The organism is Streptomyces sp. NRRL S-920, assembly GCF_000717945.1.
Classification (GTDB): domain Bacteria; phylum Actinomycetota; class Actinomycetes; order Streptomycetales; family Streptomycetaceae; genus Streptomyces; species Streptomyces alboniger.
Genome location: NZ_JODF01000033.1, coordinates 34,914 through 46,215 on the forward strand (window position 1 = coordinate 34,914; position 11,302 = coordinate 46,215).

An 11,302-nucleotide genomic window follows, 5' to 3' on the forward strand; every position below is an offset into this window, starting at 1 on the left:
GTCCGGCGCCGAATTCGAGTGCGACGACGGGCCGCTAGCCCGCAGTCACCTCACGCGTCCGGTTTCGATACATCTGCCGAACCACCTCCCTTCTCGTGTGCACGCCAGCCTAGGAACCGCCCCGCGCGCCGCACAACCCAATTTCCGTGCACCGCCAAATCCCTCCGACTTCCGGGAATCCGCTGTGGGCTGTGTCACGTTCGAGTTGAATGATCTGAGGACACGGTCTGTAGGGGGTTCGGGGTGAGTGCTGCGCGGCAGAGCGGAACTACTGACGAACTGGGCCCTGAAGAGCCCGAGCCCGGCGGGGCGGAGCTGCTCGCGGCGTTGCTGGACGGGATGGACGCGGCGCTGTGCGCGTTCGACGCCGACGGTGTGGTGACGCACTGGAACCGCGAGGCGGAGCGGGTTCTCGGCTGGTCTGCGGCGGAGGCCGTCGGGCGGCGGGGCCTGACCGGGTGGGCCGTGCGGCCCGCCGACGCCGGGGAGGTCGAGGGGCGGCTGCTGTCCGCGATGGACGCGCCGGGGCGGCAGGTGCACGAGTTCGCGCTGGTGACCAAGGACGGCGGGCGGGTCCTCGTACGGATGCAGTCCGCGTCCGTACGCGGCGGGGACGGCAAGCCCGCGGGGGTGTACTGCGCCTTCAGCGAGGTCCACGCGCAGATAGACCTGGAGCGGTCCATCGCCCTGAGCGAGGCGCTCTTCGAGAACGCCACCTGGGGCGTGGTGCTCGTCGACGCGGATCTGCGGCCCGCCGTGGTGAACGAACACGCGGCCCGCGCCCTGGGCGTGGGGCGTACGGCGGTCCTCGGGCGGCCCCTCGCCGATCTGCTCGGGCAGGGCGTCGAGGAGCTGGAGAGCGCGCTGGCCCATGTGCTCGCCGAGGGGGCGCCGCCCGCGCCCGCCGAGCTGTGGGTGTCGGTGCGGGCCGGGGGCGGCGAGGAAGACGGTTTCGAGCGGCGGTGCTGGCGCAGCGGCTTTCTGCGGCTGGCCTCGCCGCTGGCGGAGGAGCCGGTGCCGCTGGGCGTCGGCTGGCTCTTCCAGGACGTGACGGAGGCGAAGCTCACGGAGCAGGAGGCCTCGCAGCTGCGCTTCCGCTCCCAGCAGCTGCACCGTGCGGCGCGGGCCGCCGCCGAGTGCGAGGACCCCATGGAGGCGGCCACCGTCCAGCTCGACTTCGCGCTCGCCGGGTTCGCCGATCACGCGCTGGTGGATCTGCTGGCGGGTGAGGAGCCGGTGCGGCTGGTGCGGATCGCGGCGACGCCCGCGGGACCGCCGGGGCCGTGCCTTCCGGTGACCATGGCGGGCATCCCGGTGCGCTACCCCGAGGGGCATCCGGCGCCGCAGTGCGTGGAGCGGGCGGGGTCGGTCCGGGCCACCGCGGGAGCGGCCTCGGCGGAGCGGTCCCGCGCGTGGGCGAGCGCCCGGCAGTGGCCGGAGGACTCCGTGCACGCCTTGTGCGCGGTGCTGCGCAGCCGGGGGCGGACGCTGGGCGTGGTGACGTTTCTACGAGGGGCGGGGCGGGGCCAGTTCGAGCGGGCGGACGCGGTGTACGCGGAGAGCGTCGCGGCGAGGGTCGCGGCCTCGCTTGATCTGGCCGGGGGCCTGGGGGGCTGAAGGAGGCGCCCCGAAGGGGCGCGGGGAACTGCGCGCCCAGCCACCCAGGACCCGCACCCGACGGAGCGGGCTCAATGCCGGTAGAAGATGCGGTCCCCGTACTCCTGGAAGACGCGGCCGTTCCAGTCGTGGCCGCCGTCCACGTTCCCCGAACGGAGCAGCGGCGGCTGGACACCCCGCGAGGCCAGCTTCTCCACGGCGGTGGCGACCATCGCCTGCATGAGCGCGTTGGTGACCACGCTGGACGCGGGACCGAACGGCGCGTCGACCCCGTCGAGGGAAAGCTCCGCGTCCCCCACCGCGATCTTGGAGTCGACCACGACGTCGCAGTGGTCCTTGAGGAAGGTCCCGGAGACGTGCCGCGAGCGGGTCTCCGTCGCGTACGCCACCGAGGTCACGCCGATGACCTTCAGGCCGAGCGCGCGGGCGTTCATCGCCATCTCCACCGGCAGGGAGTTGCGCCCCGACAGCGAGATGATCACGAGTACGTCGCCGGGGCGGGCCGGGGAGGAGTCGAGCACGGCGCCCGCGAGGCCGTCGACGCGCTCCAGGGCGGAGCCCAGCGTCGCGGGCATCACGTCGACGCCGACCACGCCCGGCACGGCGAGGAGGTTCATCAGGGCGAGGCCGCCCGCGCGGTAGACGACGTCCTGCGCGGCGAGCGAGGAGTGCCCGGCGCCGAAGGCGAACAGGCGCCCGCCGGACGCGACCGCGTCGGCGAGCAGCGTGCCGGCCTCCGCGATGGTTCCGGACTCCTCGTCGCGGACCCGCTGGAGCAGGTCGATGGCGGCGTCGAAATACTGACCGGCCAGCTTGCTCTCGCTCTTGGAGCTCATTCGCATCACGTTGCGGTCTGGACCAGCGCCCTGTCAACACGGTCTCCGGACGTCCCGCGGCGGGTTTTCCCACGGCGCGGCACGGTTGTCAGTGGTATGCGTCAGAATTGAGGGCAGGGCCAGCGCACGAGCGAATTCTGAGGGGCACCCATGTCGGGGCTGATTGACACCACTGAGATGTATTTGCGCACCATCCTCGAATTGGAGGAGGAAGGTGTGGTCCCCATGCGCGCCCGGATCGCCGAGCGGCTCGACCAGAGCGGACCGACGGTGAGCCAGACCGTGGCGCGGATGGAGCGCGACGGCCTGGTGGCGGTCGCCAGCGACCGCCACCTGGAGCTCACCGAGGAGGGCCGCCGCCTGGCCACCCGTGTGATGCGCAAGCACCGCCTGGCGGAGTGCCTGCTCGTCGACGTGATCGGGCTCGAATGGGAGCAGGTGCACGCCGAGGCGTGCCGCTGGGAGCACGTGATGAGCGAGGCCGTGGAGCGCCGCGTCCTCGAACTGCTGCGTCACCCCACCGAGTCTCCGTACGGCAACCCCATTCCGGGGCTCGAGGAGCTGGGCGAGAAGGACGGCGCGGACCCGTTCCTGGACGAGGGCATGGTCTCCCTGACGGAGCTGGACCCGGGCACCGAGGGCAAGACGGTCGTCGTGCGCCGCATCGGCGAGCCGATCCAGACGGACGCCCAGCTGATGTACACGCTGCGGCGGGCCGGTGTGCAGCCGGGCTCGGTGGTGAGCGTGACGGAGTCGCCGGGCGGCGTGCTCGTGGGCAGCAGCGGCGAGGCCGCCGAGCTGTCCTCGGAGATCGCCTCACACGTCTTCGTCGCCAAGCGCTGAGGGCACCGGCTTTCGAGCGTGCCATCACCGCATGCGGACACGGCGTCAACTTCCGCTACTAGCGGGATAGTTGACAAGGTTTCAAGATCTCCGGCAGATCTTGCGGAATCCAAGATTCAGTGTGCGGAACCGCAGCGCGCGAGCGTTTCGCGTGCGAGGCTGTCGCGAGAGGCATATGACTTGAGGGCTCTTGACCGTGTCGGCGCCGGGTCTGGCCGCGCGGCCGGAGAGGGGGCGGGAGGATGTGCCCGTCTGGTGAGCTTGCACGTGAGGGTCCCGGCGCCCGAAGGCGCCGGGACCTGTCCTCCCCTGTGCTGACCCGGAGCCCCGAGCTCCCAGGGTCGTCCCCCACGGGCCGATGTCCCCGAGCGGCCCGCCTCCCGATGAAGATCTCCCCTCGGCCACGCCGGTCAATCCTTGAGCGTGGTCACCCGAACGAGGGGTGTTACCGGCAATTCCGCCGCTTTCGAAAGGGAGTTCGATAGCGTGCGGGGGTGTGGGGCAGGACCAGGCGTGGATCCCGAGCGGAATCAAGGGGGGTGCCAGGAAACATGGTGCGGCGCATCGACGTGACGGGCGCGGGTGGCGTACGCCTCGCCGCCTGGGAGTTCGCCGATCCTCCCAAGCTGAGGGAGGCCGAGGGGTCGCAGGGCGGGGTGCTCCTGCTGCACGGCCTGATGGGCCGCGCCTCGCACTGGGCGGGCACCGCCCGCTGGCTCTCCGAGCGGCACCGCGCGGTCGCCCTCGACCAGCGCGGCCACGGGCAGAGCGAGAAGCCCCCGGAGGGCCCCTACACCCGCGAGGCCTACGTGGAGGACGCCGAGGCCGCCCTGGTGCAGCTCGGCCTCGCGCCCGCCGTCCTCATCGGGCACTCCATGGGAGCGCTCACCGCCTGGCAGCTGGCCGCGCGCCGGCCCGACCTCGTCCGGGGCCTGGTCATCTGCGACATGCGGGCCTCCGCGCTCGGCGCGGCCTCGCAGCGCGAGTGGGAGCACTGGTTCAAGTCGTGGCCGGTGCCGTTCGCGACCCTCGCCGACGTACGCAAGTGGTTCGGCGAGGACGATCCCTGGGTGGAGCGGCCCAACCCCGCGCGGGGCGAGTTCTTCGCCGAGGTGATGGCCGAGGGCCCGGACGGCTGGCGGCCCGTGTTCGACCGCGCCCAGATGCTCAAGTCCCGCGAGACGTGGGTGCACGACGCGCACTGGGAGGAGTTGATCCAGGTCCGCTGCCCCGCGCTCGTCGTGCGCGGCCTGGACGGCGAGCTGGGCCGGGCCGAGTCCCAGGAGATGGTCCGCGTACTGCCCCGGGGGGAGTACGCGGAGGTGGCCGACGCGGGGCACCTCGTCCACTACGACCAGCCCAGCGAGTGGCGTACGGCGGTCGAGCCGTTTCTGGACAGGGTCCTCGCGGGATAGGCGCGGCGCCCCGGGTTGCCGTGCCGTCTGTCGTGGCCTTCGGCCTACTCGACCTCAAACGCCGGACGGGCTGGACACCAGGGGCCTGGGCGTCACGGGCTCAGGCGGTCCAGCCGCCAGCCGCGCTCGGCCGGGGTGCGGACGTAGCGCAGGCGGTCGTGGAGGCGGTTTCTGCGGCCCTGCCAGAACTCCACCTCGCGCGGGGTCACGCGGAAGCCGCCCCAGTTCGGGGGGACGGGGACCTGTTCGCCCTCGGGGTAGCGGGCCGCCAAGTCGGCGTACGCGCGGTCCAGTTCGGCCCGCGAGGTGAGGACGGACGACTGGGCGCTGGCCCAGGCGCCGAGCTGGGAGCCGTGCGGGCGGGTGCGGAAGTAGGCGACCGTCTCCTCGCGCGCGACGCGCTCCGCGGTGCCGGAGACGATGACCTGGCGGGCCATGGGGTGCCAGGGGAAGAGCAGGGAGACGTGCGCGTTGGCGGCCAGCTCGTGGGCCTTGCGGGAGTCGTAGTTGGTGAAGAAGACGAAGCCCCGCTCGTCGAAGCCCTTCAGGAGTACGGTGCGGGAGCTGGGCCTGCCCTCGGCGTCGACGGTGGAGACGACCATGGCGTTCGGCTCGTGCACTGCGCCCGTGGCGGTCGCCGCCTCCTTGAACCAGAGCGCGAACTGTTCCATGGGGTCGGTGGGCAGCCCCGCCTCTTCGAGCCCCTCGGTGACGTACTGCTCGCGCATCACGGCCGGTTCGGGGAACGGTTCGGAAAGAGAGGCACTGGAGTCGGTCACCCGATCATCTTGCCGTATACGTAACGGAGCCGGTGGGCGTACTCCGCCACGGAGAGGTGACGTGTGGCACTGAGTGCCGTATCCCATCGCCAAAGGTGGCACCAGGGGATATCGTCCCTGCTGCCGCATCGCAGCCCCGCCCTCTCGATAACCCTCATGTCGAACCCATCACGAGGAGCCGCCTGATGTCCGACTTCGTACCCGGTCTTGAAGGAGTCGTCGCGTTCGAGACGGAGATCGCCGAACCGGACAAGGAAGGCGGCGCGCTTCGCTACCGCGGCGTCGATATCGAGGACCTGGTCGGCCACGTCTCCTTCGGAAATGTGTGGGGCCTGCTCGTCGACGGCGCGTTCAACCCCGGTCTGCCGCCCGCCGAGCCCTTCCCGATCCCGGTGCACTCCGGGGACATCCGCGTGGACGTCCAGTCCGCGCTCGCGATGCTCGCCCCCGTGTGGGGCCTGCGTCCGCTGCTCGACATCAGCGAGGAGCGGGCCCGCGAGGACCTGGCTCGCGCCGCCGTCATGGCCCTGTCCTACGTCGCCCAGTCGGCCCGCGGCCAGGGCCTGCCGATGGTCCCGCAGCGGGAGATCGACAAGGCCGACACGGTCGTGGAGCGCTTCATGAAGCGCTGGCGCGGCGAGCCGGACCCCAAGCACGTCCAGGCCGTCGACGCGTACTGGACCTCGGCCGCCGAGCACGGCATGAACGCCTCCACGTTCACCGCCCGCGTCATCGCCTCCACCGGCGCGGACGTCGCGGCGGCGCTGAGCGGGGCCGTCGGCGCGATGTCCGGCCCGCTGCACGGCGGTGCGCCCTCCCGCGTCCTCGGCATGATCGAGGAGATCGAGCGCACGGGTGACGCGGTGGCGTACGTGAAGCAGGCGCTGGACAAGGGCGAGCGGCTGATGGGCTTCGGCCACCGGGTGTACCGGGCGGAGGACCCCCGGGCGCGGGTGCTGCGCCGCACCGCCCGTGAGCTGGGCGCGCCCCGCTTCGAGGTCGCGGAGGCGCTGGAGAAGGCGGCCCTCGACGAGCTGCACGCCCGTCGGCCCGACCGGGTCCTCGCCACCAACGTGGAGTTCTGGGCGGCGATCGTCCTCGACTTCGCCGAGGTGCCGGCGCACATGTTCACGTCGATGTTCACCTGTGCGAGGACCGCCGGGTGGTCGGCGCACATTCTTGAGCAGAAGCGGACGGGGCGGCTGGTCCGGCCCTCGGCCCGGTATGTGGGGCCCGGCTCCCGTAGCCCGCGGGAGATCGAGGGGTTCGGGGACATCTCGGGCTGACGCCCGCTGGTGCTGATGCCTCGGGGCTCCGCCCCGGACCCCGCTCCTCAAGCGCCGGAGGGGCTGGATTTCAGCGCGCCCTCCACCAGCACCGTCCACTGCGCCACCACCCGCTCCCGCCGTGCTCCGTCGTCCGTGAGGAGGTTCGCGAGGCCGAGGCCCCTGGCCATGTCCAGCAGGCCCTGGATGGTCTCGCGGACGCCGGGGCGGGACTCGTCGGCGTCGAGGAGTTCCACCGCGATGCGGTGCGTCTCGCGGCCGACGCGGGATTCCAGTTCCGTGACGCGCGAGCCCAGCTGCGGCTCGTTGGACGCGGCCACCCACAGATGGAGCGCCGCGCGGAAGAGCGGGCCGGTGTAGAGGTCGACCAGGGCGGCGACCACCGAGGCACGGTCCTGTGCGGGCAGGGCGCGCAGGGCCGTGGAGCGCTGTTCGGCGACGTACTCGACGGCGGCGGTGAACAGGTCCTCCCGGGTCGGGAAGTGGTGCTGCGCCGCGCCCCGCGAGACGCCCGCCCGCTCGGCGACCACCGAGACCGTCGAGCCCGCCCAGCCGCGCTCGGCGAGGCAGGACACCGCGGCCTCCAGGAGCCGCAGCCGGGTCGCGCGGCTGCGGTCCTGCTTGGGCGCCCGGTCGGCGGTGGTCACAGCACCCATGGGGGCTCCCGTCGTGCGAGGAACGCCTCCGTCCCGTCCCGTGCCTCGGTGGAACCGAAGAGCCGCGCGGACAGAGCGGTACAGGCGTCCGAATGGTCGTCGAATGCGTCGAGCACCCTAGCCGTGAGCAGCTTCTTCGTCTCGGCCAGGGCGCCGGGCGCCGCCCGCCGCAGCCCGTCGAGCATCGGCGCGAGACCCGCGTCCACGTCGGGTGCGTACGCCGTGACCAGGCCGATCCGCGCCGCCTCCGCCCCGTCGAAACGCTCCCCGGTGAGGCAGTAGCGGGCGGCGGCGCCCGGATCGAGGCGGGGCAGGAGCGGCAGCGAGATCACCGCGGGCGCGACCCCGACGCGTACCTCCGTGAGCGCGAACGACGAGCCGGGTCCCGCGACCGCCAGATCGCACGCGCCGAGCAGCCCGAGACCGCCCGCCCGCACATGCCCGTCCACCCGAGCGAGGACCGGCTTCGGCAGCTCCACGATCCGGCGCAGCAGCGCCACGAACGCGGCGGGGTCGGGCGGCTCCCTCAGGTCGGCGCCCGAGCAGAACGCCGTTCCCGTGTGCGCGAGGAGGACCGCGCGGGTGCCGGGGTCCTCGCCGAGGTCGTGGAGCGCCTCGGCGAGGGCGCCCACCAGGGCCGCCGAGAGTGCGTTGCGGCGCTCGGGGGCGTCCAGGGTGACGGTGGTGATGCCGCGCTCGGGTGAGGAGACGGACAGGCTCATGCGGGAGGTCTCCTCAGTACGACTTGGGCAGGCCGAGGGTCCGGTGGGAGACGTAGTTGAGGATCATCTCCCTGCTGACGGGGGCGATCCGCGCCACGCGTGAGGCGACGATGAGCGAGGCGAGGCCGAACTCCTTGGTGAGGCCGTTGCCGCCGAGGGTGTGGACGGCCTGGTCGACGGTCTTCACGCAGGCGTCGGCGGCGGCCAGTTTCGCCATGTTGGCGGCCTCGCCCGCGGCCATGTCGTCGCCCTCGTCGTAGAGCCTGGCGGCCTTCTGTGTCATCAGGCGGGCCAGTTCGATCTCGATGTGGCACTGGGCGAGGGGGTGGGCGATGGCCTGGTGGGCGCCGATGGGTGTCTTCCAGACGGTGCGCTCCCCGGCGTACTCGGTGGCGCGGTGCAGGGCGTAGCGGGCCATGCCGAGCGAGAAGGCGGCCGTCATGATCCGCTCGGGGTTCAGCCCCGCGAAGAGCTGGAGCAGTCCCGCGTCCTCTCCCCCACTGCCGAAAGCGTGGGAGGGGCCCCCACCTACGAGCGCGCCGGCCGGCAGCCGTACGTCATCGAGCGTCAGCTCGAACTGCTTCTCGGCCGCCTGGAGTTCCATGGCGATCTGCCGCCGTTCGAAGCCCGGGGTGTCGCGCGGGACGATGAACAGGCACGGTTTGAGGCTGCCGGTACGAGCGTCCGACGTGCGGCCGACGATGAGGGTGGCGTCGGCGATGTCGACGCCGGAGATGAACACCTTGCGGCCGGTCAGCAGCCAGTCGCCGGAGTCGGGGTCGCGGCGGGCCGTAGTGGTGATGCGGTGGGAGTTGGAGCCCGCGTCCGGCTCGGTGATGCCGAAGGCCATGGTGCGGGAGCCGTCGGCGAGGCCGGGCAGCCAGGCCCGCTTCTGCTCCTCGGTGCCGAAGCGGGCGATGACGGTGCCGCAGATCGCGGGCGAGACGACCATCATCAGGAGCGGAGAGCCCGCCGCACCCAACTCCTCCAGAACAATGGCGAGTTCGGTGATTCCCCCGCCTCCGCCGCCGTACTCCTCGGGGAGGTTGACGCCGAGGTAGCCGAGCCGTGCCGCGTCCGCCCACAGCTCGTCGGGATGGCCGCCCTCCGCGACGACGCGGGTCATGTAGTCGCGGCCGTAGCGCTTGCCGAGGGCGGCGACGGCGGCCCGCAGATCCTGGTGCTCGTCAGTTTCGAGTGGTGCGAGAGCGGTGCCGCGGGGGGCACTGCGAGCGGTAGCGCGGGCCGTGCTGCGAGCGGTGCTCATGCGGATTCCTCCGGTTCGACGGCGGCCTGGACGACGGCGAGCAGCGCGCCGACCTCGACCTGGCGGCCGGGTACGGCGTGCAGCGCGGTGAGCGTGCCGGGGCCGGGAGCGCAGACGCGGTGCTCCATCTTCATGGCCTCCAGCCAGACGAGGGGCTGCCCGGCCGCGACCGGCACGCCCTCGGCGAGCCCTTCGGCGACGCGTACGACGGTGCCGGGCATCGGGGCGAGCAGGGAGCCCGGTGCGCGGCGGGCGGCGGGCTCGGGGAGCAGGGGCAGCGCGGTGAGGGCGGTGTCGCCGCGGGGCGTGGTGACGTGCACGCGCTCGCCGTACCGCGTGACGGTGTACTTCCTGCGTACGCCGTCGGCCTCCAGTTCGACGAGCGTCGGGGTCACGCCGATGACCCGGACTCCCTCGGCGCTCAGGCCGTCCCGGGTGTGGTCGTAGCGGACCTCGTGCTCGGTGCCGTCGGGCTCGGTGCGGTAGCGCTTGCGGTGGGGCTGCGAGCGGAGGTTGCGCCAGCCGCCGAACCGGGAGCGGCCGTGGGCGTCGGCGAGGGCGGCGGCCAGCGGGGCGTGCGGGTCGGGTGCGGCGGCCGCGAGGTCGGCCGCGTACCGGTCGTAGAAGCCGGTGTCCATGCGGGCCCCGGTGAACTCGGGGTGCCGCAGGGAGCGTACGAGCAGGTCGCGGTTGGTGACGGGGCCGTGGATGACGGCCCGCTCCAGGGCGCCCGCCAGCTTGCGGACGGCCTGTTCGCGGGTGGGGGCGTACGCGATGGCCTTGGCGAGCATCGGGTCGTAGTGGACGCCGATCGTGGCGCCGTCCGCGCAGCCGGTGTCGAGGCGGACGCCCGGCACCTCCAGGCGGTGCAGGGTGCCGGTCTGCGGGGCCCAGCCGGCCGCCGGGTCCTCGGCGTACAGGCGGGCCTCGACGGCGTGCCCGCGCGCGGGCGGCGGTTCCTTCTCCAGGGCGTGGCCCTCGGCGATCCGGATCTGGAGCGCCACCAGGTCGAGGCCGAACACGGCCTCGGTGACGGGGTGTTCGACCTGGAGGCGGGTGTTCATCTCCAGGAAGTGCGCCCGGCCGTCCGCGACCAGGAACTCGACCGTGCCCGCGCCCCGGTACTCGGTCACGCGCGCCGCCCGCACCGCCCGCGCGTGCAGCTCGGCGACCAGGTCCGGGGCGAGTCCGGGCGCCGGGGACTCCTCGATGACCTTCTGGTGTCTGCGCTGGAGGGTGCAGTCGCGGGTGCCGAGCGTCCACACCGTGCCGTGCGCGTCGGCCATGATCTGCACCTCGACGTGGCGCCCGCCCTCGATGAACGGCTCGACGAACACCTCGCCGTCCCCGAAGGCGCTCGCGGCCTCGGCCCGCGCCGCCGCCAGCTCCCCCGCCAGCTCGGCCAGGTCGCGTACGACGCGCATGCCGCGCCCGCCACCGCCCGCGGCCGCCTTCACCAGGACGGGGAGGTCGGCCTCCGTGACCTCGCCGAGCGGTTCGACGCCCATCAGTTCCTTGGCGCGCGTCTTGGACGCCATCGCCTCGATCGCCGCGGGCGGCGGGCCGATCCAGATGAGGCCCGCCTCCAGGACGGCACGCGCGAAGTCCGCGTTCTCGGAGAGGAAGCCGTAGCCGGGGTGGACCGCGTCGGCGCCCGCGGCCTGCGCGGCCTTCACGACGAGGTCGCCGCGCAGATACGTCTCGAAGGGCGCGGCGCCGGGCAGCCGCACCGCCGCGTCGGCCTCCCGCACGTGCAGGGCGTCCGCGTCGGCGTCGGAGTACACGGTGACCGTGGCGATGCCGAGGTCCCGGCAGGTGCGGAAGACGCGGCAGGCGATCTCACCGCGGTTGGCCACGAGTACTGACTCGATCATCGTCACT

The 11,302-nt window shown here is 72.8% G+C and carries 10 protein-coding genes; 4 read left to right on the forward strand and 6 right to left on the reverse strand.

Going from position 1 to position 11,302, the window contains the following annotated elements; translation table 11 throughout:
* The first annotated feature begins 243 nt into the window (after window positions 1–243).
* Window positions 244–1,617, forward strand: a complete 1,374-nt coding sequence (locus IG54_RS0123240; RefSeq protein ID WP_030787709.1) for a PAS domain-containing protein — start codon at window positions 244–246, stop codon at window positions 1,615–1,617.
* Between the two features lie 71 nt (window positions 1,618–1,688).
* On the opposite strand, the gene IG54_RS0123245 is transcribed toward IG54_RS0123240, so the two are convergent.
* Window positions 1,689–2,453, reverse strand: a complete 765-nt coding sequence (locus tag IG54_RS0123245; protein ID WP_030787712.1) for an SIS domain-containing protein — start codon at window positions 2,451–2,453, stop codon at window positions 1,689–1,691.
* A 150-nt stretch (window positions 2,454–2,603) separates the two neighbouring features.
* On the opposite strand from IG54_RS0123245, the gene IG54_RS0123250 reads away from it, so the two are divergent.
* Both IG54_RS0123250 and IG54_RS0123255 read left to right on the forward strand, forming a co-directional pair.
* Window positions 2,604–3,296 (forward strand): metal-dependent transcriptional regulator, encoded by a 693-nt coding sequence (locus IG54_RS0123250; protein ID WP_030787715.1) that lies wholly within the window; start codon window positions 2,604–2,606, stop codon window positions 3,294–3,296.
* A gap of 551 nt (window positions 3,297–3,847) precedes the next feature.
* Window positions 3,848–4,711 carry an alpha/beta fold hydrolase gene (locus tag IG54_RS0123255; protein ID WP_030787717.1) on the forward strand — a complete coding sequence of 288 codons (864 nt, stop codon included), beginning with the start codon at window positions 3,848–3,850 and terminating at the stop codon, window positions 4,709–4,711.
* Between the two features lie 92 nt (window positions 4,712–4,803).
* On the opposite strand, the gene pdxH is transcribed toward IG54_RS0123255, so the two are convergent.
* Window positions 4,804–5,508: a pyridoxamine 5'-phosphate oxidase gene (gene pdxH, locus IG54_RS0123260; RefSeq protein ID WP_420712273.1), complete on the reverse strand. Its 705-nt coding sequence runs from the start codon at window positions 5,506–5,508 to the stop codon at window positions 4,804–4,806.
* Between the two features lie 167 nt (window positions 5,509–5,675).
* On the opposite strand from pdxH, the gene IG54_RS0123265 reads away from it, so the two are divergent.
* A complete protein-coding gene (locus tag IG54_RS0123265) occupies window positions 5,676–6,776 on the forward strand; it encodes a citrate synthase 2 (protein WP_030787720.1) in 1,101 nt (366 codons plus the stop codon).
* Window positions 6,777–6,823: 47 nt separating this feature from the next.
* Here IG54_RS0123265 and IG54_RS0123270 read toward each other — a convergent pair whose 3' ends face one another.
* Genes IG54_RS0123270 through IG54_RS0123285 form a run of 4 tightly spaced genes read right to left on the reverse strand, consistent with a single transcriptional unit; the run spans window position 6,824 to window position 11,295 of the window.
* A complete protein-coding gene (locus IG54_RS0123270) occupies window positions 6,824–7,432 on the reverse strand; it encodes a TetR/AcrR family transcriptional regulator (protein WP_030787721.1) in 609 nt (202 codons plus the stop codon).
* On the reverse strand, window positions 7,420–8,154 hold the full coding sequence (locus tag IG54_RS0123275; protein ID WP_030787722.1) for an enoyl-CoA hydratase family protein: 735 nt from the start codon (window positions 8,152–8,154) through the stop codon (window positions 7,420–7,422). Before IG54_RS0123275 ends, IG54_RS0123270 begins: the two co-directional genes overlap by 13 nt.
* Window positions 8,155–8,167: 13 nt before the next feature.
* Window positions 8,168–9,421 (reverse strand): acyl-CoA dehydrogenase family protein, encoded by a 1,254-nt coding sequence (locus tag IG54_RS0123280; RefSeq protein WP_078594394.1) that lies wholly within the window; start codon window positions 9,419–9,421, stop codon window positions 8,168–8,170.
* Entirely contained in the window at window positions 9,418–11,295 is a 1,878-nt protein-coding gene (locus IG54_RS0123285) for an acetyl/propionyl/methylcrotonyl-CoA carboxylase subunit alpha (RefSeq protein ID WP_030787727.1), read from the reverse strand. The genes IG54_RS0123280 and IG54_RS0123285 overlap by 4 nt, the downstream gene beginning before the upstream one ends.
* Window positions 11,296–11,302 lie beyond the last annotated feature (7 nt).